General features: G+C 70.3%; 23 protein-coding genes and 1 tRNA gene. 9 read left to right on the forward strand and 15 right to left on the reverse strand.

Features of this window, described 5'->3' with window-relative positions; genetic code table 11:
• Nucleotides 1–15: 15 nt before the first annotated feature.
• On the reverse strand, nucleotides 16–711 hold the full coding sequence (locus ACHAAJ_RS05985; protein WP_435727085.1) for an iron-dependent transcriptional repressor DtxR: 696 nt from the start codon (nucleotides 709–711) through the stop codon (nucleotides 16–18).
• A gap of 174 nt (nucleotides 712–885) precedes the next feature.
• Here ACHAAJ_RS05985 and serC point away from each other — a divergent pair, with 174 nt between their 5' ends.
• Entirely contained in the window at nucleotides 886–2,004 is a 1,119-nt protein-coding gene (serC, locus tag ACHAAJ_RS05990) for a phosphoserine transaminase (RefSeq protein ID WP_435727086.1), read from the forward strand.
• A gap of 61 nt (nucleotides 2,005–2,065) precedes the next feature.
• Here the strand turns inward: serC and ACHAAJ_RS05995 are convergent, their stop codons facing one another.
• Together ACHAAJ_RS05995 and ACHAAJ_RS06000 are read right to left on the reverse strand one after the other, a co-directional pair.
• A complete protein-coding gene (locus tag ACHAAJ_RS05995; RefSeq protein WP_435727087.1) occupies nucleotides 2,066–2,491 on the reverse strand; it encodes a DUF3027 domain-containing protein in 426 nt (141 codons plus the stop codon).
• A 4-nt stretch (nucleotides 2,492–2,495) separates the two neighbouring features.
• Nucleotides 2,496–2,879, reverse strand: a complete 384-nt coding sequence (locus ACHAAJ_RS06000) for a cold-shock protein (RefSeq protein WP_435727088.1) — start codon at nucleotides 2,877–2,879, stop codon at nucleotides 2,496–2,498.
• Between the two features lie 188 nt (nucleotides 2,880–3,067).
• Between ACHAAJ_RS06000 and ACHAAJ_RS06005 the strand changes: the two genes are divergently transcribed.
• The 5 genes from ACHAAJ_RS06005 to ACHAAJ_RS06025 all read left to right on the forward strand — a co-directional run bounded on the left by ACHAAJ_RS06005 (nucleotide 3,068) and on the right by ACHAAJ_RS06025 (nucleotide 7,065).
• Nucleotides 3,068–3,295, forward strand: coding sequence for a hypothetical protein (locus ACHAAJ_RS06005; RefSeq protein ID WP_435727089.1), 228 nt, complete (start codon nucleotides 3,068–3,070; stop codon nucleotides 3,293–3,295).
• A gap of 111 nt (nucleotides 3,296–3,406) precedes the next feature.
• Nucleotides 3,407–4,117 (forward strand): response regulator transcription factor, encoded by a 711-nt coding sequence (locus ACHAAJ_RS06010; protein ID WP_435727090.1) that lies wholly within the window; start codon nucleotides 3,407–3,409, stop codon nucleotides 4,115–4,117.
• Between the two features lie 12 nt (nucleotides 4,118–4,129).
• A complete protein-coding gene (locus tag ACHAAJ_RS06015) occupies nucleotides 4,130–5,638 on the forward strand; it encodes a sensor histidine kinase (RefSeq protein ID WP_435727091.1) in 1,509 nt (502 codons plus the stop codon).
• A gap of 127 nt (nucleotides 5,639–5,765) precedes the next feature.
• Nucleotides 5,766–6,056 carry a WXG100 family type VII secretion target gene (locus ACHAAJ_RS06020; RefSeq protein ID WP_435727092.1) on the forward strand — a complete coding sequence of 97 codons (291 nt, stop codon included), beginning with the start codon at nucleotides 5,766–5,768 and terminating at the stop codon, nucleotides 6,054–6,056.
• A gap of 109 nt (nucleotides 6,057–6,165) precedes the next feature.
• The gene (locus tag ACHAAJ_RS06025) at nucleotides 6,166–7,065 is read left to right on the forward strand and encodes a DUF4031 domain-containing protein (protein WP_435727093.1); all 900 of its coding nucleotides are present in this window, start codon (nucleotides 6,166–6,168) and stop codon (nucleotides 7,063–7,065) included.
• Nucleotides 7,066–7,235: 170 nt separating this feature from the next.
• Here the strand turns inward: ACHAAJ_RS06025 and groL are convergent, their stop codons facing one another.
• The 3 genes from groL to ACHAAJ_RS06040 all read right to left on the reverse strand — a co-directional run bounded on the left by groL (nucleotide 7,236) and on the right by ACHAAJ_RS06040 (nucleotide 10,179).
• Nucleotides 7,236–8,873 carry a chaperonin GroEL gene (gene groL / locus ACHAAJ_RS06030; protein ID WP_435727094.1) on the reverse strand — a complete coding sequence of 546 codons (1,638 nt, stop codon included), beginning with the start codon at nucleotides 8,871–8,873 and terminating at the stop codon, nucleotides 7,236–7,238.
• Between the two features lie 280 nt (nucleotides 8,874–9,153).
• Nucleotides 9,154–9,846 (reverse strand): LytR C-terminal domain-containing protein, encoded by a 693-nt coding sequence (locus tag ACHAAJ_RS06035; protein ID WP_435727095.1) that lies wholly within the window; start codon nucleotides 9,844–9,846, stop codon nucleotides 9,154–9,156.
• A gap of 36 nt (nucleotides 9,847–9,882) precedes the next feature.
• Nucleotides 9,883–10,179 carry a DUF3263 domain-containing protein gene (locus ACHAAJ_RS06040; RefSeq protein ID WP_435727096.1) on the reverse strand — a complete coding sequence of 99 codons (297 nt, stop codon included), beginning with the start codon at nucleotides 10,177–10,179 and terminating at the stop codon, nucleotides 9,883–9,885.
• 216 nt (nucleotides 10,180–10,395) lie between these two features.
• On the opposite strand from ACHAAJ_RS06040, the gene ACHAAJ_RS06045 reads away from it, so the two are divergent.
• The gene (locus ACHAAJ_RS06045) at nucleotides 10,396–11,052 is read left to right on the forward strand and encodes a uracil-DNA glycosylase (protein WP_435727167.1); all 657 of its coding nucleotides are present in this window, start codon (nucleotides 10,396–10,398) and stop codon (nucleotides 11,050–11,052) included.
• 39 nt (nucleotides 11,053–11,091) lie between these two features.
• Here the strand turns inward: ACHAAJ_RS06045 and ACHAAJ_RS06050 are convergent, their stop codons facing one another.
• Nucleotides 11,092–12,885, reverse strand: a complete 1,794-nt coding sequence (locus ACHAAJ_RS06050; protein ID WP_435727097.1) for a threonine/serine exporter family protein — start codon at nucleotides 12,883–12,885, stop codon at nucleotides 11,092–11,094.
• 211 nt (nucleotides 12,886–13,096) lie between these two features.
• On the opposite strand from ACHAAJ_RS06050, the gene ACHAAJ_RS06055 reads away from it, so the two are divergent.
• Nucleotides 13,097–14,140 (forward strand): LLM class flavin-dependent oxidoreductase, encoded by a 1,044-nt coding sequence (locus tag ACHAAJ_RS06055; RefSeq protein ID WP_435727098.1) that lies wholly within the window; start codon nucleotides 13,097–13,099, stop codon nucleotides 14,138–14,140.
• A 98-nt stretch (nucleotides 14,141–14,238) separates the two neighbouring features.
• Here ACHAAJ_RS06055 and ACHAAJ_RS06060 read toward each other — a convergent pair.
• Nucleotides 14,239–14,312, reverse strand: a tRNA-Val gene (locus ACHAAJ_RS06060).
• Nucleotides 14,313–14,394: 82 nt separating this feature from the next.
• On the opposite strand from ACHAAJ_RS06060, the gene ACHAAJ_RS06065 reads away from it, so the two are divergent.
• Complete coding sequence (locus tag ACHAAJ_RS06065) at nucleotides 14,395–15,015, forward strand: L-threonylcarbamoyladenylate synthase (protein WP_435727099.1); 621 nt, start codon at nucleotides 14,395–14,397, stop codon at nucleotides 15,013–15,015.
• A 97-nt stretch (nucleotides 15,016–15,112) separates the two neighbouring features.
• Here ACHAAJ_RS06065 and ACHAAJ_RS06070 read toward each other — a convergent pair whose 3' ends face one another.
• The 7 genes from ACHAAJ_RS06070 to ACHAAJ_RS06100 all read right to left on the reverse strand — a co-directional run bounded on the left by ACHAAJ_RS06070 (nucleotide 15,113) and on the right by ACHAAJ_RS06100 (nucleotide 23,153).
• The gene (locus tag ACHAAJ_RS06070) at nucleotides 15,113–16,582 is read right to left on the reverse strand and encodes a protein adenylyltransferase SelO (RefSeq protein WP_435727100.1); all 1,470 of its coding nucleotides are present in this window, start codon (nucleotides 16,580–16,582) and stop codon (nucleotides 15,113–15,115) included.
• Nucleotides 16,583–16,619: 37 nt separating this feature from the next.
• On the reverse strand, nucleotides 16,620–17,474 hold the full coding sequence (locus tag ACHAAJ_RS06075; protein WP_435727101.1) for an HpcH/HpaI aldolase/citrate lyase family protein: 855 nt from the start codon (nucleotides 17,472–17,474) through the stop codon (nucleotides 16,620–16,622).
• On the reverse strand, nucleotides 17,467–17,991 hold the full coding sequence (locus ACHAAJ_RS06080) for a MaoC family dehydratase (RefSeq protein ID WP_435727102.1): 525 nt from the start codon (nucleotides 17,989–17,991) through the stop codon (nucleotides 17,467–17,469). The genes ACHAAJ_RS06075 and ACHAAJ_RS06080 overlap by 8 nt, the downstream gene beginning before the upstream one ends.
• On the reverse strand, nucleotides 17,988–20,150 hold the full coding sequence (locus tag ACHAAJ_RS06085; RefSeq protein WP_435727103.1) for an acetyl/propionyl/methylcrotonyl-CoA carboxylase subunit alpha: 2,163 nt from the start codon (nucleotides 20,148–20,150) through the stop codon (nucleotides 17,988–17,990). The genes ACHAAJ_RS06080 and ACHAAJ_RS06085 overlap by 4 nt, the downstream gene beginning before the upstream one ends.
• Before the next feature lie 10 nt (nucleotides 20,151–20,160).
• A complete protein-coding gene (locus ACHAAJ_RS06090) occupies nucleotides 20,161–21,771 on the reverse strand; it encodes a carboxyl transferase domain-containing protein (protein WP_435727104.1) in 1,611 nt (536 codons plus the stop codon).
• Nucleotides 21,759–22,421, reverse strand: a complete 663-nt coding sequence (locus ACHAAJ_RS06095) for a TetR/AcrR family transcriptional regulator (protein WP_435727105.1) — start codon at nucleotides 22,419–22,421, stop codon at nucleotides 21,759–21,761. The genes ACHAAJ_RS06090 and ACHAAJ_RS06095 overlap by 13 nt, the downstream gene beginning before the upstream one ends.
• 141 nt (nucleotides 22,422–22,562) lie before the next feature.
• The gene (locus ACHAAJ_RS06100) at nucleotides 22,563–23,153 is read right to left on the reverse strand and encodes a TetR/AcrR family transcriptional regulator (RefSeq protein WP_435727106.1); all 591 of its coding nucleotides are present in this window, start codon (nucleotides 23,151–23,153) and stop codon (nucleotides 22,563–22,565) included.
• Nucleotides 23,154–23,247 lie beyond the last annotated feature (94 nt).

The raw sequence follows: 23,247 nt of genomic DNA on the forward strand, positions 1-23,247 counted from the left end.
CGTTATGTACGTAACCTAACCAAGGCGGGCCACGAATACATGCGCGCTGACTTCCTGCGGGAGTTCCAGCGCGCCCTCGAGACCGGAAACCCGGACCACCACGTAGTCCCCCGCGCGCTCCAACGTGACCGAGGCGCCCGGGCGGATTCCGCCGTCGTTCAGCTGGGCCAAGAGCTCGGGGTCCACCTGGATGGTTTCCGCCAGGCGCAGGATCGTGAACGGCCCCGGGGCCCCGGAGGACAGCGCGGCGTCGAGGTTCTGCACCGGCGCGGCCGTGCCGTCGTCGGCCGGCCCTCCCAAGGCCTGCAGGCCGGGGATGGGATTGCCGTACGGGGAATCGGACGGCCGCCCCAAAAGTTCGTAGAGCCGCTGCTCCACGCGCTCGCTCATCACGTGCTCCCAGCGGCACGCCTCGTCGTGGACGTACTCCCACTCCAACCCGATCACGTCCGAAAGGAGGCGCTCGGCGAGCCGGTGCTTGCGCATCACCTCGGTGGCAAGCAGCCGTCCCGCTACCGTCAACTCCAGGTGCCTGTCCTGCGAGACGACCACCAGGCCGTCCCGCTCCATGCGGGCGACGGTCTGCGAGACCGTCGGGCCCGAGTGCCCCAACCGTTCGGCGATACGCGCACGCAGTGCCGTGATCTCCTCTTCCTCGAGTTCCAGAATGGTCCTCAAGTACATTTCGGTCGTGTCAATCAGGTCAGTCACTGCGGGGGCTCCTGTGGGCAGGCGGGTGTTCGGGAACCAGACGTCCCAACTCTACCCGCGTTAACAAACTCCTCCGGGTTCCGGATTCGGTGCGCGCTGGGAGACGATGTAAACCGTGGCGGCGGGCCCGGATGCCTCGCCGCCTTGATCCGTCCCCGGAGCGCAGGAGCCAGCATGAGCAACGACATCACCATCCCCGCCGAACTTTTGCCCGCCGACGGCCGCTTCGGCGCCGGCCCATCGAAAGTCCGTCCCGGGCAGCTCGACGCGCTCGCGGCGGCCGCCAAGGTCCTGGGTACCTCCCACCGGCAGGCGCCTGTCAAGAACCTGGTCAGGAACGTCCAGGACGGCCTCGCGAGCTTCTTCTCCGCGCCGGACGGCTACGAGGTCGTGCTCGGCGTGGGCGGATCCACGGCGTTCTGGGACGCCGCCGCGTTCTCCCTCGTCGAGCGCAAGGCGCAGCACCTTTCCTTCGGCGAGTTCGGCTCCAAGTTCGCCGCTGCCACCGACAAGGCCCCGTTCCTGGACGCCTCGAGCATTCTGAAGTCCGAGCCCGGAACGCGTCCGGAGCCGGTCGCCGAGGCGGGCGTGGACGTGTACGCGTGGCCGCAGAACGAGACGTCCACCGGCGTCGCCGCACCCGTGCGGCGCGTGCAGGGGGCCGACGACGGCGCGCTGGTACTCATCGACGCCACCTCGGCCGCCGGCGGGCTCGACGTCGACGTTGCCGAATCGGACGTCTATTACTTCGCGCCGCAGAAGAACTTCGCGTCCGACGGCGGCCTGTGGCTCGCGCTGTTCTCTCCCGCGGCGCTGGAGCGCGTGGACCGCATCGCGGCCGGCGACCGCTGGGTCCCGGACTTCCTGAACCTGAAGACCGCCGTGGACAACTCGCGACTGAACCAGACCTACAACACCCCCAGCCTGTCCACGCTGGTGACGCTGAACGCCCAGATCGAGTGGCTCAACGAGAACGGCGGGCTCGAATTCGCCACCGGGCGCACCGCCGATTCGGCAGGTCGGGTTTACTCCTGGGCCGAGGCCTCGCCGGTCGCCACCCCGTACGTGGTGCGTCCGGAGGACCGGTCCAACGTCATCGCCACGATCGACTTCGACGACTCCATCGACGCCGCCGCCGTGGCCACGGTCCTGCGCGCCAACGGCATCGTGGACACCGAGCCCTACCGCAAGCTGGGCCGGAACCAGCTGCGGATCGCCACGTTCGTGGCCATCGAGCCGGACGACGTCACGGCGCTCACGCGCTGCATCGACCACGTGCTCGAGAACCTCTAGCCGCTTTCACGAAGGAAGGGCCGCGACTCGCGAGTCGCGGCCCTTCCCCTTGTCCGCCGGGTTACTCCGCGCGCCCGGCGTCCGAAGCGGCGGGCTTGTCCTGTGCGTCGGGTGTGTCCTGCGCATCGGCCGCTTCCCGGGCGGCGGCCTCCTCGGCCTCGCGCGCGGCGGCCATTTCCTCTTCGTTGACGCGGTCCGACCACGGAACCCACGGCGGCGCCAGGAGTGCGTCGGCGCCGGGCAGCAAGCCGACCTCGCTCACGGTCGGCGCCTTGCCTCGGGGCAACCGGGCCAGGGTCGCGTACCACTCCCATCCGGCGTAGGCGTCAAGCTGCGCCGAGAAGCGGTGCGTCACCAGGCGTTCGCCGTCTGCAAACGCGCCGACATGGCCGCCCAGTTGCTCGGCGGGCACGAGCTCAAGCAGCGCCTCTCGCGCCGCATCGACGGAGCCGGCGAGGACGGCGTCGAGCTTCGGGGTGCGGGCCATCGGCTCAGGCGTCCAGGTCGTCGGCGACGGCCCGAAGCACTGCCGCGATCTTGGAACCCTGGCCCTTGTCCGGGTACCGTCCCTTGCGCAGGCCGTTGGACACGCCGTCGAGCAATTTGATCAGGTCCTCGACGATCACGGCCGTCTGGTCGGCGGGCTTGCGCTTGGCACGGACCACGGACGGCGCGGCCTCGACCACGCGCGCGGTCAGCGCCTGAGCGCCCTTGCGCCCCTGCGCGATCCCGAACTCCATGCGCGTGCCGGCACGGACCTCGGTGGTTCCCACCGGAAGCGCCGACTCGTGCAGATAGACTTCCTGGCCGTCGTCGGTCACCAGGAACCCGAAACCCTTGCTGGCCTCAAACCACTTGACTTTGCCGAATGGCACTTCGCTTACCTCGTTCTAACGTATCTGCGATGCCGCCGGCACCGCTGATGGATTCCCGGCCGCTCCGCCTCGCGGCCGCGGCCGCCCGGGCGCGGAAAGGGCCGGGGAAGTCTGTTCTCCTAGGGTACGTCACGGCCAGCCAGGCTTCCGACTTTGTGGCACCCCGGCCCGCTGTTAGCTTTAAGGACGTGAATACGGTCAAAGACGGCGGCTCCGCACGCCGCTACGTACTGGCTGCGGCCGCGGCCATCGGCATCGGGTCGCTCATGTGCCTCGCGGTGATCCTCGGGTCGTACATGGTGGACGCCACCCCGTGGGCGCCGCTTTTCGCCGTTGGCCTGTACGGGTTGCCGGTCGCGTTCCTCCTCCTCGTCGGCCTCGTGGCCATGAACATCGCCGAGCGGCGCCGCTCCTAGCCAGCCGCCCGCCCGTGCGCGACCCGCCGTGGGTCGCCCGGAACCGGCCGCCGGCCAACGCATACATCCAACATTCAGAAAACTCCCAGACTTTTCCCGCAGACTGGGTGTATGAACGCCAAGACCCCCGAGGCCAAGCTCCTGGTCGTCGACGACGAGCCCAACATCCGCGAACTGCTCTCGACCTCGCTGCGCTTCGCCGGATTCGACGTCGTTGCCGCCGCCAACGGGCGTGAGGCGCTGGAGGCCGTCGAGCGCGAGCAGCCGGACCTGGCCGTGCTGGACGTCATGCTCCCGGACATGGACGGGTTCACGGTGACCCGGCGCCTCCGCGCTGCCGGCCGGCACTTCCCCGTCCTGTTCCTCACAGCGCGCGACGACACCGAGGACAAGGTCACCGGGCTGACGGTCGGGGGCGACGACTACGTGACCAAGCCGTTCAGCCTGGACGAGGTGGTCGCTCGGATCCGCGCAGTGCTCCGCCGCACGCGGCCGCCCGGCGGCGACGACGCCATCCTGCGCGTCGACGACCTGGAGCTCGACGACGATGCTCACGAGGTGCGCCGCGCCGGCGAAATAGTGGACTTGTCCCCCACCGAATTCAAGCTCCTGCGGTATCTCATGATGAACCCCAACCGGGTCCTGTCCAAGGCGCAGATCCTGGACCACGTCTGGGAATACGACTTCAACGGCGACGCCTCGATCGTCGAGTCCTACATCTCCTACCTCCGCCGCAAGATCGACGCGCGCGAGGACTGGGCGCCCATGATCCAGACCAAGCGGGGCGTGGGATACCTCCTCCGAACCGCAGAGCGGCGCTAGGCGGCGCCGATCGTGCAGGTTTTGACGAGGCTGTTCCGCCAGACGTCCCTGAGGTCCAAGCTGGTGGCGCTGATGGCGATGCTGATGATGTGCGGCGTCGTCGTCACGGCGATGGCGGCCTCGGGGGCGCTGAACACCCTGCTCCTGCGGGAGATGGACCGGGACCTCGTGGGCAACAGCGATTCGGTATCGGACATCATGTGGAGCGCCATGAACGACCAGCTCAGCACCGACCCCCAGAACATGCTCCGCTGGCAGAACATCTCCTCGCTCCGATTCCACGGGACCATCCGCGACGCGGACGGCAACGTGCAGTACGTCCTGCCGCGGACGGCCTCCGAACAGGGGGACGCGCCGGTGCTGGAGGCGCACCCGGTGGAGCAGGTGGCGGCTGAGGGTGGACGGCGCTTCAGCGTCCCCGGCACGGCGCCCGCCTCCGAGGGGTGGCGGGTGAGCCAGATCGCGATGGCCAGCGGGGAGGGATACATCACCGTCGCCCTGCCGCTACGGAGCGTGCACACCACGGTCGACCAGGCCAGATGGACGATGCTGTTGACGGGAGTCCTGGCCACCTTGGCGATGTCCCTGATCGCCTACGGCGTGACGAGCCGGGCGTTCCGGCCCCTGGTCCGCGTCGAGCGGACCGCCGCGGCCATCGCCGCCGGCGACCTGTCCCGGCGCGTCGAGGAGTACCCGCCGGAAACGGAAGTGGGCAGGCTCTCACGGTCCCTGAACGCCATGCTCGCCCACATCGAGCACGCCTTCCGCGGACGAGCTGCGTCCGAGCGGAAGATGCGCCGCTTCATACAGGACGCGTCGCACGAGCTGCGCACGCCCCTGGTCACGATCCAGGGGTATTCGGAGCTCTACCGCCATGGCGGCCTGAGCGACCCGGAGCAGCTGAGCACCGCCATGGGGCGCATCGAGGGCGAGGCCAAACGCATGGGCCAACTCGTCGAGGACCTCCTGATGCTGGCGCGCCTCGACGAGCACCGCCCCATGGAGCGCCGTCAGGTCGACCTGCTTTTGCTGGCCACCGACGCGGCCGAGGACGCGCGTGCCGGCGCTCCGGAACGCGCCGTCCGCGTCGTCGGCCTGGATGGAGGCAAACCGGGCAACGCGCCGACCGCCGGGGACGAGGCGCGACTGCGGCAGGTCGTCGCGAACCTCATGACCAACGCGCTGCGGTACACACCGGAGGATAGCCCCATCGAGATCGCAGTGGGGGTCCTGCCCGTGATCGACGGCAGATCGGACGCGGTGCTGGAGGTGCGCGACCACGGGCCCGGCATTCCCGAGGACGACGCCTCCCGCGTGTTCGAGCGCTTCTACCGGGCGGACAGCTCGCGGCAGCGCCAGACCGGGGGGACCGGTCTGGGGCTGGCCATCGTCGCCGCGATAGCCGCGCAGCACGACGGTGCGGTCCGGCTGAACGAGACCCCGGGAGGCGGGGCGACCCTTTCGGTCCACCTGCCGCTGGTGCCCCTGGAGGACTCCCCCACCCCCGGCGCGGACGCCTAGTTATCCACAATCGGGCCGTCTCCCGCCCGGGCCTCGCCGGCCACGCCTAGTGTCGTGGGGAAGGCGTCGTCCGGCGCCGTTGCCCCGGCACCCACGCCGGGACAGGGATGACAAGCAAGGGGACACCATGAGCAACTTTGCCGCCAACACCTCCGAAATGCGCAACAAGGCCATGGCCGTGCAGGGGACCATCGAACGCCTGCGCGCGGAGGTCAACACCATGCAGGGCGGATTGCGTGAACTCGAATCCACGTGGCAGGGGGCCGCCGCCGCGAATTTCCAAGGCGTCGTCGCCGACTGGCGTGCCACCCAGCTTCGGGTCGAGGAGTCCCTCTCCGGCATCAACACCGCGCTCGCCCGCGCCTCGCAGCAGTACGACGACGCCGAGGCCGCCAACGCCAGCATGTTCACCTACTAGGCGCCGGGACCTACCTGACGTCCCGGAGTCGCCGCGTCCATTCCGAGCGCCCGTCGGGACCGTCCGTTCACGGCCCCGGCGGGCATCCGCCCCGGAGTAGGCTGACGGCGTGGCCATCCTTATCGACCCGCCCCTGTGGCCGGCGCACGGTACCGTCTTCTCGCATCTCGTTTCGGACGTCTCACTAGAGGAGCTCCACCGCTTCGCCGAGCTGGCGGGACTGCCCGGTCGCGCGTTCGACAGGGACCACTACGACGTTCCGCAGAGGCGCTACGAGGCCCTCGTTGGCCAGGGCGCCGTCCCGGTCTCCGCGACGGAACTGGTCCGGCGGCTCGTGCGCAGCGGGCTCCGCGTCCCGGCGCGGCAGCGGCCGGAGAAGCTGGACCGGATCCTCCTGGCCTCGTGGGACAAGCTGGTCCCCACGGTTCCCGCCGTGGGCCGCGAACTGCTGATCCGGTGGTCGGAGGACCACCGCCACTATCACGACCGCGCCCACCTGCTGGCCGTGCTGCGGGCGCTGGATCTTTTGGCGGCGCGGGGAGAGTCAGCCGGCGCCCACCCGCGCGCCCCGTGGCTGGCGGCGTGGTTCCACGATGCCGTCTATGCGGGCGTCGCGGGGGCCGACGAGGACGACTCGGCGCAACTCGCAGAGCGCCTGCTGGGCCGAGCGGGCCTGCCCCCGGCGGAGGTGGCCGAGGCGGCGCGGCTGGTTCGGCTCACCGCCGGACATCGGCCAGCGCCGGACGACGCTGCGGGAAGGCTGTTGTGCGACGCGGACCTCGAGGTGCTGGCGCGTCCCTCGGCGGAGTACGGCCGCTATGTCGCGGCCGTCCGCCGCGACTATGCCCACGTTCCGGACGCGGCATTCGCCGCGGGCCGCGCAGGTGTCCTGAGGTCCCTTTTGGATGTGGATCCCCTGTACGGAACGACCGTCGGCCGGGAACTCTGGGAGGCGTCCGCGAGGGCAAACCTGCGCAGCGAGCTGGCCGGCCTCGAGCGACTGCCGTAGGCCCCGGCACCACGGCCGACGCCGGCAGGCGAACGGATCGCCGTAGGCCCGAACCATGTTCGAACGACCACATCACGCCGATGGCCGCGGCCCCCGCCTGGGGAACCGCGGCCATCGTTGTCCGGTCATCGACCGGGGCGTTCGGGTGGTGCCGCCGGAGCGGCGGGTGGCTAGAAGCCGCCCATGCCGCCCATGCCGCCCATGTCGTCGCCACCGGGCATGGCCGCAGCGGCCTTTTCCGGCTTGTCGGCGACAACGGCCTCGGTGGTGAGGAACAGCCCTGCGATCGACGCGGCGTTCTGCAGAGCGGAGCGCGTGACCTTCACCGGGTCGTTCACGCCCGCGGCCAGCAGGTCCTCGTAGACGCCCGTGGCGGCGTTCAGGCCGTGGCCCGAAGGCAGGCCCTTGACCTTGTCGGCGACGACGCCCGGCTCCAGGCCGGCGTTGAAGGCGATCTGCTTCAGCGGAGCCTCGACGGCAACCTTGACGATGTTCGCGCCGGTCGCCTCGTCGCCCTCGAGCTGCAGCTTGGCGAACGCGCGCTCGCCGGCCTGAAGGAGGGCCACGCCGCCACCGGCGACGATGCCCTCTTCGACGGCGGCCTTCGCGTTGCGGACGGCGTCTTCGATGCGGTGCTTGCGCTCCTTGAGCTCGACCTCGGTCGCCGCGCCGGCCTTGATGACGGCAACGCCACCGGCCAGCTTGGCGAGGCGCTCCTGCAGCTTCTCGCGGTCGTAGTCCGAGTCGGAGTTCTCGATCTCGGCGCGGATCTGGCTGACGCGTCCGGCGATCTCCTCGGCGTCGCCGGCACCCTCGACGATGGTGGTCTCGTCCTTGGTGACGACGACCTTGCGCGCCTGGCCCAGCAGGTCCAAGGTGGCGGTCTCGAGCTTGAGGCCGACCTCCTCGGAGATGACCTGGCCACCGGTGAGGATGGCGATGTCGGCCAGCATGGCCTTGCGGCGGTCGCCGAAGCCCGGGGCCTTGACGGCCACGGACTTGAACAGGCCGCGGATCTTGTTGACGACCAGCGTGGCCAGGGCCTCGCCCTCGATGTCCTCGGCGATGATCAGCAGCGGCTTGCCGGACTGCATGACCTTCTCCAGGACCGCGACGAGGTCCTTGACGTTGGAGATCTTCGAGTTGACGATCAGGATGTACGGGTCCTCGAGGACCGTTTCCTGACGCTCGGCGTCGGTGACGAAGTAGGCCGAGATGTAGCCCTTGTCGAAGCGCATGCCCTCGGTCAGCTCGAGGTCCAGCCCGAAGGTGTTGGACTCCTCGACCGTGATGACGCCTTCCTTGCCGACCTTGTCCAGGGCCTCCGCGATGAGCTCGCCGATCTGGTTGTCGCCGGCGGAGATGGACGCCGTGGCGGCGATCTGTTCCTTGGTCTCGATTTCCTTGGCGGAGGCGACCAGCTCGGCCGTCACTGCCGCGACGGCCTTCTCGATCCCGCGCTTGAGGCTCAGCGGGTCAGCGCCGGCGGCAACGTTGCGCAGGCCTTCCTTGACCAGTGCCTGCGCGAGAACGGTGGCGGTGGTGGTTCCGTCGCCGGCGACGTCGTCCGTCTTCTTGGCAACTTCCTTGACGAGCTCGGCACCGATCTTCTCGTACGGGTCCTCGAGCTCGATCTCCTTGGCGATGGACACGCCGTCGTTCGTGATCGTGGGCGCGCCCCACTTCTTCTCGAGAACGACGTTGCGGCCACGCGGGCCGAGGGTCACCTTGACGGCGTCGGCCAGGGTGTTCAGGCCCCGTTCGAGGCCGCGGCGTGCTTCCTCGTCAAATGCAATCATCTTGGCCATGGCGGCTTGTGGTCCTTTCGGGACAGTCATGCGTTTTCATGGGCCGGAGGCAACGCCCGCGACGGACGGCAGCCGGGTGGCGCTTTCGGTACGCCAACCGGACTTCCTCGCTGCAACTGGCCAGGGGTTCACCCGGCGCCCCGCGAAAGATCGTGGCCCGTACGACGTCGTCGATGGACTCTTGGCAGTCACGGCACCCGAGTGCTAAATCAATTATTGGCACTCTCGCCCCGAGAGTGCAAGCGCGGCGCCCAATTCGCCACGGATTGGTCGGACGGAACTAGCTGTAGTCGCGGCCGAGCACCACGGAGATCTCCGTGGGGATGTTCGGCGTTTGGAAGACCGTGGCGATGCCCAGGACCCGTGCGGCCTCCTGGGCCGTGGAGCGCGAGGACTCGGAGCGGAAGTAGACCACCGACACGTTTTCCTGCCGGGACCAGTTCGCCGCGCTGATGGACGTGAACCCGCCGTTGCGCAGGCTCGACGCCACCGAACCGGCCAGCCCGGAGCGCCCTGCTCCGTTGTAGACGCCGACGGGCGCCGACCGGTCGACGGCGCCGGCGGCCTCGCTGGACTCCTCCGGCTCGTCGGATTCCTCGGGCTCCGGCGACGCCTCGGGCTCCGGCGATGCCTCGGGCTCCTCGGACTCAGATTCCGGTGCCTCGGACTCGACCGGCTCGGACTCCGCGGGCTCGGACTCGGCGGGCTCGGATTCCGCGTCGCTGCTGTTCGCGGCATCGGAGCTCGCAGCCGGGGCGCCCGAGGAGTCCCCGGGGGAAGCGGTCGGCGTGCCGGTCATCTGGGGCAGGACGAAGAACGAGAACAGTCCGACCAGCAGCGCGAGGACCCCGACGCCCATCAACAGGCCCAGGCCCGGGCGCTTGGCGGTGCCCGCGGTCTCGGCCCGGTGGACCCCGTTGCGGTCGGTGAACTCCGGAACCCTGTCGAATTCGTCGTTCGCGTACTTGCTCATCGTTGTCCTTGGATCTGATCGGTACGTCGGCGCCGGCTACGCCTCCGTGGCCAGCCTGCGCGCGCTTCGGGCCCGGTGGCGGGTTGAACGTAGTCTACGCAATCTCTTCACCAGCATGGGATCGTGCGCGAGCGCCGACTCGGAGTCGATAAGCGCGTTGAGCACCTGGTAGTAGTTCGCCGCGGAGAGGTCGAACAGCTCGCGGATGGCCTGCTCCTTGGCGCCGGCGTACTTCCACCACTGCCGTTCCAGTGCCAGCATGCGCTGGGCGCGCTCGTCGAGGTCGCTCTCGGGATCCCCGGCGAATCCCGGTTCGGTCTCTTCCGCTGCCACAACGCTCCTCCCGGTCCAGTGCCGCGCGGGCGCGGGGCACGCCTCCCATGGTAGTTCCGAATCACAGGGTTGTCATTTGAACGGCCGGTCCCCCGCGCGCGGCAGAATGAACGGATGCACGATTCGCCGGACGCACCCGAACAGCATCCGCTTTTTGCGTTGCCGCCAGCTCCGCGGGGCGAGGACATCCCCGCGGGCCCGCGCTTGGCGGCGGGCATGGCCCCGGATTGGGCCCGCGCACTCGAGCCCGTCGCCGGCCACATCGAGGCCATCGAGGGCGACCTCCTGCGGCGGCGCGAAGCGGGCGAGAACGTGCTCCCCGCGCCGACGAACATCCTTCGCCCGTTCACCCGCCCGCTGGAGTCCGTCAAGGTCCTCGTCGTGGGGCAGGACCCCTATCCGACGCCGGGGCACGCCATCGGTCTCAGCTTCGCGGTCGAACCGCACGTCCGGCCACTGCCACGAAGCCTCGCGAACATCTACCGGGAGCTGGCGGACGACGTCGGCGCCACTCCCCCGCCGCACGGCGACCTGTCGGCCTGGGCGGACCAGGGAGTGCTGCTGCTGAATCGCGTCCTCACCGTCTCCGCCGGCTCGACGGGCTCCCACAGGAGGCTGGGCTGGCAGACCGTGACCGATGCCGCCGTCGCCGCCCTCGCGGGCCGCGGGCTTCCGCTGGTGTCCATCCTCTGGGGCCGGGACGCGCAGGCCGTCGAACCGCTGCTGGCCGGCACCGCTGTCCTCCACAGCGCACACCCCTCGCCCTTGTCCGCGCGGCGCGGCTTCTTCGGTTCCCGCCCGTTCAGCCGCGCCAACGAACTGCTCGCCGCGCAGGGCGCGCGTGGCGTGGATTGGAGCCTGCCGGCGTCGTAATCGGCGCGCTGCAGCCGGATGCTGCCGTGGACGGGAGAATCAGCGGCGGCGGATCCGGCGTCGTTCGTGGCTGCTCCAGCCCTTGGTGAGCGGCCGGGCGATGGTATCGCCCAGCACCACGCCGCCCGCCGTGGCGAGGATGATGGTGAACGCGTTGAACATCTCCACGAGGCCGGCCGTCATGTCGTCGCTGTCGATCGCGATCCCGTACATGGCGCGGAAGATCATGAGCCCGGGCAGCAGGAAGACGATCGCGGGCACGGCGACCACCAGCTGGGGCGCCCCCATCTTCATGGCCACCCAACGCCCCGCCGCTCCGACGACTGCGGCGGCGATGGCCGGGGTCAGCCGCTGGCCGACGCCGATCGTCTCGGAACCGACCAGGGCAAGATACCCCAGCAGCGCGACGCCGGCGGTGGGCAGCACCAGGTTGTGGGCGCTTTGTTCGAACACGGAGGCGCAGGCCACCGCGAAGCCCACCAGCAGCACCAGCAGCCACGTCGGATACGCGATCTGGTCGATCCGGGCGATGTCCAGCTCCCCGATGCCGACAAGGGCGCCGAGCACCAACCCCACCACGATGCCGGCGACGATGCCCCCGTAGATGATCATGGCGGAGAAGAAACGGCCCGCCGCCGTGACGGGGAAGCCGTTGATAGCATCCTGGACCGCCGAGACGAATCTTGAGGACGGAAGCAGCAGCATGATGCCGCCGGCCACGACGATGGCCGGGGAGATCGGCACGCTTAGCGCCCACATGACCATGGCGATGCTGGTCATGACCAGGGACCCGAGCCCGACGGCGAAGAACTCCGGGACCCGCCACCGACCGGCGACCTTGAGCACCTGGGTGACGAGGCAGAATGACGCGAAACCAACCAGCGCACCGACCCACGATCCGCCGATGAACAGGACGAACGCGGCCGTGAAGCCGCCACCCGCGGCAGTCACCATCCAGCGGGGGAACGGCTTGGGCCGGTGGGTGATGTCGTCCAGGCGGTCCACCGCCTGCTGCCGTGTGACGCCGCCGGCCACGATCTCGGAGACCAGCTGGTGGAGCAGCGCCAGGCCTGCGTAGTTGCTGGTCCACGAACGGACCACGCGCAGGATGGTCAGCGGCACCTGGTCGGCCGGCGCGTAGTTCAGGAGGATCGACTGGTTGGTGATGTCCACGTCCACGTGGCGCAGCCCCAGCGAGGCGGTGACCGCGATGATGCTCGTCTCCGCCTCGAGGGCGCCGGCGCCGTAGCGGAACATGGCCTCGGCGAGGTCCAGGGCGAACTCCAGCGTCTTGCGCGCGCTGGCCTCCTGGGCGCCGACCTGGATCGTCGGGTTCGCGTAGGGGCTTCCGACCAGCCGGTCGACGATGGAGAACGCCTGCGTGGGCGGCGCCTCGGATTCCATGAGGCGCGCCAGCATGCGACGGGCCGCCGGATTGGCCCTGGGGACGGGCCGGGCGACGGCGGGATCGATCGGCACCGTGGGAGCCGTTCCCGGCCCCGGACGAGGCACGCCCCAGAGAAGGCGGTTCTTGGAGGTGTTCCTCGCGGGCTTGCGGGCACGGTCGGCCTGCTGGGCGCCGGGGTACGGATCCAGCGCCGGCGCGGAATCGGCCGGAAGGTCCGCCTCGTCCCAGTCGGGCTCGGTCTTCAAGCGGTCGTCGGGAGACCCCGGCAGGTCCGCGCTTCCGGTGGGCAGCACGGCCTCGGTGCGCCGCGGCAGGGCGTGCTTCATTTCCGACGTCGTGACTCGCGGCATCGCCCCGGCGCGCGGGTGAGGATCGGGCGTTCCGCCCGCTCCGTGGGTGGTGTCGTGGGTGTTGCTCGGGGACACGTGGTCTCCTGTCCTGCGGTGCTTGGTGCCTCCACTGTACAACCGGCAAACAGTGGTGTTGCCGGCCCGGGGGGCGGGCCCGGCGAGTGCTTCGTCACGGTCTCCGGAGCACCCGTTCCGCACGCACCCCGGGGCTTTCGCGGCGCCGGGGAATACCCGGCGGGCGACGGCGGTTATTGCATGCGGTTGCATATATCAAAGGAGTCCATCCATGGGACAACAGCTCGAAATCGGCGTCGAAACCTTCGGTGACGTCACGGAGGGCCCCGACGGCCAGCCGCTCCACCATGCCCAGGTCCTGCGGAACATCCTCGCTGAGGCACGCGCCGCCGAGGAGGCGGGACTGGACTTCTTCGGCGTCGGCGAGCACCACCGCCCGGACTACGCCGTGACCGCCCCGGAGGTGGTCCTCGGTGCCATCGCCGGCCAGACCGAGCGCATCCGGCTCGGCTCGGCGGTGACGGTGCTCAGCTCGGACGATCCGGTGCGCGTGTTCCAGCGCTTCGCCACGGTGGACGGGCTGTCCAACGGGCGCGCCGAGGTGATCCTGGGACGTGGCTCGTTCATCGAGTCCTTCCCGCTCTTCGGATACGACCTGAAGGACTACGAGGTCCTGTTCGAGGAGAAGCTGGCGCTGTTCGCCAAGCTCCTGGCGGAGAAGCCGCTCACTTGGCACGGGACCACCCGTCCGGGACTGTCCGGGCAGCGCGCCTACCCGAACACGGAATCGGGCCGGCTCGGCGCGTGGGTGGGCGTCGGCGGCAGCCCCGAGTCCGTGGTCCGCGCGGCGCGGCACGGGCTGCCCCTGTTCATGGCCATCATCGGCGGGGACCCGCTGGCGTTCGAGGGGCTGACACGCCTCTACCGGCGGTCCCTCGAGGAGTTCGGCCACCAGCCGCAACCCGTCGGCGCACACGTGCACGGCTTCGTGGCGGAGACCGACGAGGAGGCCCTGGACACCCTGTGGCCGCACTACGAGCGCCTCATGAACAAGCTCGGCTCCGAACGGGGCTGGCCGCCGGCGTCGAAAATGCGCTTCCAGGCGTCCGCCGGGCCCGCGGGCAACCTCTTCGCGGGCTCGCCCGAGACGGTGGCCAAGAAGTTCGTTCGTGCCGCGAAGGGCCTGGGGCTCTCGCGCCTGGACATCAAGTACAGCAACGGTTCGCTCCCCCACGCGGACATGGTCCGCAGCATCGAACTCCTCGGGACCAAGGTCAAGCCGCTCGTCCTGGACATGATGGCGGACGGGGCGTAGGCGGACCGCGGGCGTCCGCCTACGCCGTCGGACAGGTTGAAAACGAGGAGGGCCCCCGCCGCGGCGGGGGCCCTCCTCGTTGCTCGTGATGATGCCGGTGGTTCTTACTGGACTCGAACCAGCGACCTTTCGCGTGTGAAGCGAACGCTCTAACCAACTGAGCTAAAGAACCGAACTTCGTGCGCCACGCGGGCGTACCAAGCAAGGGTACCGGAGCCGCGGCGGGCCCGCCAAATCCGGCGTATGCTCGGCTGATGGCCCGCTTTCTCGATGTGCACCCGGACAATCCCCAGCCGCGACTGATCGGCCAGGCGGTGGAAATGGTCCGCTCCGGCGGCCTGATCGTCTACCCCACCGACTCCTGCTACGCGTTCGGCGCCCAGATGGGCAACAAGGACGCGCTGGAGCGGATCCGCACCATCCGCCGGCTGGACGACAAGCACCACTTCACGCTGGTCTGCAAGGACTTCGCGCAGCTGGGGCAATTCGTGGAAATCAACAACATGGTCTTCCGCAGCATCAAGGCCGTCACTCCCGGCAGTTACACCTTCATCCTGCCGGCCACCAAGGAGGTCCCCCGCCGCCTTCTCCACCCGAAGAAGAAGACGGTCGGCGTCCGCATCCCGGACCACACGGTGACGCAGGCGCTGCTGGCCGAACTCGGCGAACCGCTCCTGTCCAGCACCCTGCTCCTCCCCGACGAGGACGAACCGATGACCCAGGGCTGGGACATCAAGGAACGCCTCGACCACGTGGTCGACGCCGTCATCGACTCCGGCGACTGCGGCGCCGAGCCGACGACGGTCGTCGACTTCTCCGGCGGCACGGCAGAAGTGGTCCGCGTCGGCATGGGAGACCCCACCCGCTTCGAATAGCCCTCCCCCACCCCCCGAAGTGGACATTACCGAGGGTTAGTTAACCGTGGTTATGTCCACTTCGCGGGGCGGGGCGGGGCTGCGGGGCGGGGTTGGGTTAGGTTCCGCAGAAGGTCCGGTAGTTCCCGAAGTCCTCGGGCGCGGGCGCGGCGTAGCGCTCGAGCCCGGGTCGTTCCTCGAAGGGCGCGGTCACCGCGTCCAACAGCTTCGAGAGCGGCTCCAGGTCTCCGGCGGTCGCCGCGGCGAGGGCCTCCTCCACGAGGTGGTTCCGCGGGATATACGCCGGGTTTGCGCGGTCCGCCGCGTCGCCGTCCGGGCCCAACAGCCTCCAGCGTTCCAGCCAGGCTTCCGCGCCCCCTTCGTCCCCGGCGTCCGCGGCTGGGAACAGCGCGCGGAACCGCGCGTCGCCGCCCCGGGCGGCGGCGCCGAGGCTGCGGTAAAACGAGGTGTGGTCCACCCGCGCCCCGGCGAGCAGCGCCGGAAGCTCGCCGGACAGCGCCGCCGTCGCGTCGTCGTCGGGCAGCCCCAGCTTGTCCGCCATCACTGCCGCGTAGGCGGCGTTGTAGGCCGGCCGGAACGTGCCGAGCTGCTCGACGGCGAGTTCCACCGCCCGGTCGCGGTCCTCGTCGAACAGCGGCAGGAGCGCCTCCGCGAGCCGCGCGAGGTTCCACTCGGCGACGACCGGCTGGCTCCCGTAGGCGTAGCGCCCGCCCGAGTCGATGGAGCTGTACAGGGCGGCCGGGTCGTAGGCGTCCATGAACGCGCACGGGCCGTAGTCGATGGTCTCGCCCGAGATGGTCATGTTGTCCGTGTTCATGACGCCGTGGACGAACCCCACCAGCATCCAGCGCGCCACCAGGGACGCCTGCGCCGCGACGACCTCCCGGAACAGCGCGAGGGCCGGGTTCTCCTCCCCGGCGGCCCACGGATAGTGGCGGTCGATGGCGAAGTCCGCCAGCCGGCGGAGCAGGTCGGTGTCCCCGCCGGCGGCGACGAACTGGAACGTGCCGACGCGCAGGTGACTGGCCGCGACGCGGGTCAGCACCGCGCCGGGCAGTTCCGTCTCGCGCCGGACGGTGCTCCCGGTCTCGACGACGGCGAGCGAGCGCGTCGTGGGGATTCCCAGGGCGTGCATCGCCTCGGCGACGACGAATTCGCGCAGCATGGGCCCGACGGCGGCCAGCCCGTCCCCGGCGCGGGCGAACGGCGTGGCGCCGGAACCCTTCAGGTGGATGTCCCGCAGCGTCCCGTCTGCCGCGGAGACCTCGCCGAGCAGGAGCGCGCGCCCGTCCCCGAGCCGCGGCGAATACGATCCGAACTGGTGTCCCGCATAGCCCTGCGCCACCGGAGTCGCGCCGTCGGGGACGGCGTTGCCGACCAGGAGGCGCAGGCCCTCCGCGGTCCGGAGCGCCGCCGGGTCCAGACCGAGTTCTTGGGCCAGCGGCTCGTTCAACGCGAGCAGGCGGGGTTCGGCGACCTCGGCGGCCTCCCACGGGATGGCCAATTCGGGCAGTTCGCGGGCGAAGCGTCCCCCGAGCGCGATGCCTGGCTGGAGTGGAGTCCTCATCCTTCGAGGGTACTCCCGGCGCGCGCGCAGCAGGCCGCTAACCGGCGCTCGTCTCCCCCGTCGCCGGTTCCTTGCCCCCGGCGTTCCCGGCTGAGCGCGCGAGCGTCGCGCGGGCGTGCCGCAGCAGCGGCTCGTCGACCATCCGCCCCTCGAACGTAAAGGCCCCGCCGGACTCTTCCGCGGCCGCCAGCACCCGCCGGGCGCGGTCGGCTTCCTCCTCGGTCGGGGTGAAGGCGCGGCGGATGACGGGCATCTGGCCCGGGTGGATGGAGGCCTTGGCGCCGAACCCGGACGCCTGCGCGTCCACCGACTCGGCCAGCAGCCCCTCGTGGTCGGGAATGTCGACGTAAACCGAGTCGATGGCGGTCTTCCCGAACGCGCCGGCCGCCAGCAGCACCCGCGAGCGGGCGTGCGCGGCGACGTCGCGGTAGGCCCCGGAGGCGTCCCGGGACGATGATCCGCCGAGCGAGGCAACCAGGTCCTCGGCACCCCACATCAGCGCGACGACGTTGCGTTCCGCCGCGATGGCCGGCGCGTTGAGCACGCCCAGCGCCGTCTCGCACAGGGCCACGACGTCGTAGTCCGCCAGTCCCGCGAGGTCCTCCGCGGTCTCGGCCTTGGCCAACATCACCGTGCGGTAGACCGTGGCGCGCAGGGCGGCCAGGTCGGCGTCGTAATCGGTCGTTCCGGCGGGGTTGACGCGCACGATGGTCCGCGCGGGGTCCAGCGGGTTTCCGGCGAGGGCCGTGCGGGCCTCCGCGCGCTTGCCGGGCGCGACGGCGTCCTCCAGGTCCAGGATGACGGCGTCCGCCCGCTCCAGGGCCTTCGCGTAGCGGTCCGGGCGGTCGGCCGGGCAGAACAGGATGGCGGGGCCCATGGCGAAATCACGCATTCCGGACCTCCCCCGTCCCGGCGACGGCGGTCCGGTGTGCGTCCCTAGTCCACATCAGGCAGGTCCGCGTGGCCGTGGCGACCACGACGCCGTCCTGGTTCCGCCCCGTGTGCCGCATGGTCGCGATCCCCTGCCCCGGGCGGGACTTGGAGGGCCTGACCTCGGTGACCTCGGTTTCGGTGTACAGCGTGTCCCCGTGGAACATCGGATGGGGGAACTTCACGTCGTCCAGGCCCAGCTGGCCGATGATGGTGCCCTCGGTCATCTGCGGCACCGACTGGCCCACCATGGTGCCCAGCGTCAGGAGCGAATTCACCAGCCGCTGGCCAAAGGGCTGCGTGGCGCTCCAGGCCGCATCGAGGTGCAGCCCCTGGTTGTTCATGGTCAGCGACGTGAACAGGACGTTGTCCGCCTCGGTGAGGGTGCGCCCGGGCCGGTGCACATAGACCACGCCCTCGCGCAGCTCGTCGAGGTAGAAGCCGCGCTGTTCCACGCGCTCCGGTTCGGTGGCGCTCATGCGCTGGTCTCCAGTTCGGTCGGGACGGCGTCCGCGGACGGCCCGCCGTCGGTTTTGTCGACGTCGGGGGTGTCGGGGGTGTCGGGGGTGTCGATCCGCACGGTGGCGACCAGCTGTCCGGCCTTCACGAGGTCGCCCGCCTTGAGCGCGCCCATGCTGACGACGCCGTCCCCCGGCGAAAGCATGTGGTGTTCCATTTTCATCGCCTCGATCGACGCGAGCACCTGGCCGGCGGCGACGAGCTCGCCGTCGGCCACCCGGACGGCGATCACGGTGCCGGGCATCGGCGCGCGGACCTCCGGGGACGTGGCCGAGGCCCCGCGGTCCAGCGCCGCGAGTTCTCGCGACAGCCGTTCGGCGCGGTCCAGCGGTCGGATGGCGGCGCTCCGGCCCTGGCCGCCGAGCCACACCGTGCCGTCGGGGCCGACGGCGCTGCGCACGGGCCGGACGACGCCGTCCACCGCAAGCAGGTCCGGTCCGGCCGCGTCGACGGCGTATGCGCGCCCGTCGATGTCGACCGACGAACCGGTCGGCGTCGCCCGGTGGGAAACCGTGTGGATTTCGCCGTCGGTCTCGAGGTGCAGCACCGAACCGGCGTGCCGCCCCAGCCGCCACCCGTCGGCGCGGCCCCACGCACCGCCGCTCCGGGCTCCGCTCGTTCCAGCGTCGGGGGTGCGCGCGAGGTGCGCGGCGAGCGCCAGGTCTTCGCCGGACACGGCGCGGAATGCCATCTCCGGCATCTTGCGGCCGATCAGGTTCGTGTCGAGGCGCCCGGCGGCGACGTCGTCGTCGGCCAGGAGCAGTCGCAGGTATTCGATATTCGTGTGCACCCCCAGCACCACGGTCCCGGCGAGCGCGCGGTCCAGCACCGCCAGCGACGCGGCGCGGTCCTCGCCCCACGCGATGACCTTCGCGAGCATCGGGTCGTAGAACGCGGGGACCTCCAGGCCGTCGCGCAGGGAGGAATCCACGCGCACGTGCCCCCCGGAGGGTTCGACCGCGGAGAGGATGGTGCCGATCGAGGGCAGGAAGCCGTGCGCGGGGTCCTCGGCGTAGACGCGCGCCTCGACGGCGTGGCCACGCAGCTCCACCTGTTCCTGGGTGAAGGGCAGCGGCTGTCCGGCGGCGATGCGCACCTGCCATTCGACCAGGTCGACCGACTCCCCGCCGACGCGGACCACCTCCTCCGTCACGGGGTGCTCGACCTGCAGGCGCGTGTTCATTTCCATGAAGAAGAACTCGCCCGGGTTCTCGTCGCTGACGAGGAACTCCACGGTTCCGGCGCCGACGTAGCCGACGGAGCGCGCGGCCGCGACGGCGGCGGCGCCGATCTCCGCGCGGATGCGGCCGCCGTCGTCCAGGCCCTCCAGCAGCGGCGAGGGTGCCTCCTCGATGACCTTCTGGTGGCGGCGCTGCAGCGAGCATTCGCGCTCCCCCAGGTGCACAGAGTTGCCGTGGCGGTCGGCCAGGACCTGCACCTCGATGTGGCGGGGATTGCGCACCAGCCGCTCCAGGAACAGGGTGTCGTCGCCGAACGCGCCGAGCGCCGTGCGGCGCGCGCTGGCCAGCGCGTCGGGCAGCTCGGCCTCGCTCTCGACGACGAACATGCCCTTGCCGCCGCCCCCGGCGGAGGGCTTGATGAGCAGGGGGAAGCCGACGCCGGCCGCGGCGGCCGTCAGCGCGGCGTCGTCGAGCCCGGGTTCGGCGATGCCCGGGACAACCGGGACGCCGTGGGACACCACGTGGTTCTTGGAGCGGATCTTGTCGCCCATGAGGTTGATGGAGGCGACGTCGGGCCCGATGAACACTATGCCCGCCTGTTCCAGGGCGCGGCCGAATCCGACGTTCTCGGACAGGAAGCCGTAGCCGGGGTGCACGGCTTGCGCCCCGGTGCGTCGGCAGGCCCCGAGGATCGCGTCGATGTCCAGGTAGCTTTCGTTGGCCGGGCCGGGACCGACGCGCACGGCGACGTCGGCCTCGGCGACGTGGCGGGCCCCGGCGTCGGCGTCCGAATACACGGCCACGGAGCGGATGCCGAGCGCCCGGAGCGAACGGATGACGCGGACGGCGATCTCCCCGCGGTTGGCCACGAGCACCGTGTCGAAGAGGGGGTGGTTCACGATGGGTCCGTTCTGGGGGGCTGGGGTCGGGGTCGTCATCGGCGGGCGCTCACATGCGGAAGACGCCGAAGGACGTCTCCGGCAGGGGCTGCCGGGCGCAGACGTCCAGCGCCATGCCGAGCACGCGGCGCGTGTCCGCGGGGTCGATCACGCCGTCGTCCCACAGCCGGGCCGTGGAGTAGTAGGGGTTGCCCTGGGCCTCGTACTGCTCCTTGATGGGCGCCTTGAAGGCCTCCTCGTCGGCGTCGTCCCAGGTGTTGCCGGCGCCCTCGATCTGGTCGCGTTTGACGGTGGCCAGCACCGAGGAGGCCTGGTTGCCGCCCATGACGGAGATGCGCGCGGCCGGCCACATCCACAGGAAACGCGGCGAGTACGCGCGCCCGCACATGGAGTAGTTGCCGGCCCCGAAGGAGCCGCCGATGACCACCGTGAGTTTGGGGACCCGCGCGGTGGCGACGGCGGTGACCATCTTCGCGCCGTGCTTGGCGATGCCCCCGGCCTCGTAGTCCCGGCCCACCATGAACCCGGCGAGGTTCTGCAGGAACACCAGCGGGATGCCGCGTTGGTCGCACAGCTCGATGAAGTGCGCGCCCTTGAGCGCGGACTCGGCGAACAGGACGCCGTTGTTCGCGAGGATGCCGACCTTGTGGCCGTGGATGCGGGCGAATCCGGTGACCAGCGTGGTCCCGTAGTTGGCCTTGAACTCGTGGAATCCGCTGCCGTCCGTGATCCGGGCGATGACCTCGCGGACGTCGTAGGGGGCGTTCACGTCGGTGGGGACGGCGCCGTAGAGCTCGGCCGGATCGGACAGCGGCTCGGCGGCCTGTTCGGCGATGTCCCACGCTGGTGCCGGGCCGGGCGGCAGTGTCTCGATGATGTTGCGCACGATCTCCAGCGCGTGCGCGTCGTTTTCCGCCAGGTGGTCCACGACGCCGGACGTGCCGGCGTGGAGTTCCCCGCCGCCGAGTTCCTCGGCGGTGACGATTTCCCCGATGGCCGCCTTCACCAGCGGCGGGCCGCCCAGGAAGATGGTGCCCTGGTTCCGGACGATCACGGTCTCGTCGCTCATCGCCGGGACGTACGCGCCGCCGGCCGTGCAGGAGCCCAGGACCGCGGCGATCTGCGGGATCTTGCGCGCCGAGAGGTTGGCCTGGTTGTAGAAGATGCGCCCGAAGTGGTCGCGGTCCGGGAAGACCTCGTCCTGCATGGGCAGGAACGCCCCTCCCGAGTCCACGAGGTAGACACACGGCAGCCCGTTTTCCAGCGCGATCTCCTGCGCGCGGAGGTGCTTCTTGACCGTCATGGGGAAGTAGGTGCCGCCCTTGACGGTGGCGTCGTTGGAGATGACCAGGACGTGCCGGCCGTGGACCAGGCCGATCCCGGCGATGACTCCGGCTCCGGGGCAGTCACCCCCGTACATGTCCTCGGCCGCCAGCGGCGCGATCTCGAGGAAGGGCGAGCCGTCGTCAAGCAGGGCGTCGACGCGCTCGCGGGGCAGGAGCTTCCCGCGCCCCTGGTGGCGGCGGCGCGACGCCTCCGAGCCGCCGAGTGCGGCCCGGTCCAACCGCTTGCGCAGTTCCTCGACGAGGGCCTTCTGCCGCTCCGCGTTCTCCGCGAAACCGGGGGCGCTGGCGTCGACGTTGCTGGTCAGGGAGTCCACGGGGTCTCTTTCGTTGCGGGTCGGTGTGGGGGTTCGCTGCCGAGGCGGCGGGGCACGACGACGAAATCGGCGCCTTCGAGGTCGGCCTGGTCGACGTCGAGGATCCGGCAGGCCATGCTCACGAAATAGCGCTGGACCTCCTCGAGGCGCAGGCGCCCGTCGGCGCGGTACCAGTGCGCGACGCCGGTCCCCATCTCCATCAGCGCGAGGCGGGCCATGGCGAGGTCCTCGGTGGTGAAAGCCCCCACGCGCGCCCCGCGCTCCAGGACCTGCGCGAAGAGCGACTCGTACTCGTCGCGGAGGGCCTGCATGGTGGCGCGGTTGCCGTCGGAGAGGGCGCGCATCTCGTAGTCGGTGACGCGGGCGGTGAGCTGGTTGGTGGCCGTGAAGCCCACGTGGGAGGAGATCAGTCCGGCGAGCTGGATGGCCGGCTCGGCGCTGGCGCGGAGGGCCTCGGACCCCGAGCGGATGAGCTCGTCGAGGCAGTCGCGCATGATGCTGACCAGCAGGTCTTCCTTGCTGCCCACGTAGTGGTAGAGCGTCGCCGAGTTGATGCCGGCGGCGGATCCCAGTTCGCGTATGCCGGTGGCGGCGAAGCCCCGCGCGGCGAAGAGGGACACCGCGGCCCGCTGGACACTGCCCAAATCCATGCCGTGGAACATCCTCGTCCGTCGGATCCAAAGCCCGATCAGTTGATTGGGCCGTAGTGATCAGTAAAGCCCAGCAACTTAACATCCGTCAATCGATTGATTGGGAGCGGATAGCGATTCCCGCCGCCCGGGCGGCGGCCACTAGGGACGCAGTCGCTCCAGATGCGCATCCAGCTGTGCCTCCAGCCGCTCCGGCGCATTGACCCCGGAGTCCAAGACCGCGGCCACCTGCGCGCCGAGCAGGAACGTCAGCAGCCCCTCCGCGAGGGTCTCGACCGGGAGATCCGCGGTGATTTCTCCCGCGTCCCGCGCCTGGCCGAGCCACGCCGACATGGATGAGCGCCACTCGCCCATGGCGGCCGCGTTGATCTCCATCTTGTCCGGGTCATGGATGGCCACCTGCCAGAACGGGATCACCACGCGCGCCTCGTCGATCCGGACGGAGTCCAGCGGAAGAACCTCCAAGCCGAACACCCTGAGCGCATCCAGCCCGCGGAGGCCCTCGACCGCGGCGGCGACTCGGAGATTCGTCCGCTCGAAGACATACGAATACGTCGCCTCGACGAGGCTGGCCTTCGTGGCGAAGTAGGGCTTGATCGCCCCGTTGGCGAACCCGGCCTCCGCCGCGACGTCGCGCAGCGTCATGGCCTCCAACCCGCTGCGCGCCACGACGCGCCACGCCACTTCCACGAGATCCCTGCGCCGGCGGTTGTGGTCAACGATCTTGGGCATGTGCCCATCGTATAGAGCCACGGGCGCCCTCCCCGAGCCCACGCCACCGGACCGTCACGGAATATGCCACGGATAAGACCCTTGTGCTCGGCGT

Source organism: Arthrobacter arnarulunnguaqae (assembly GCF_051262515.1).
In the GTDB taxonomy this organism is placed as follows: domain Bacteria; phylum Actinomycetota; class Actinomycetes; order Actinomycetales; family Micrococcaceae; genus Arthrobacter_N.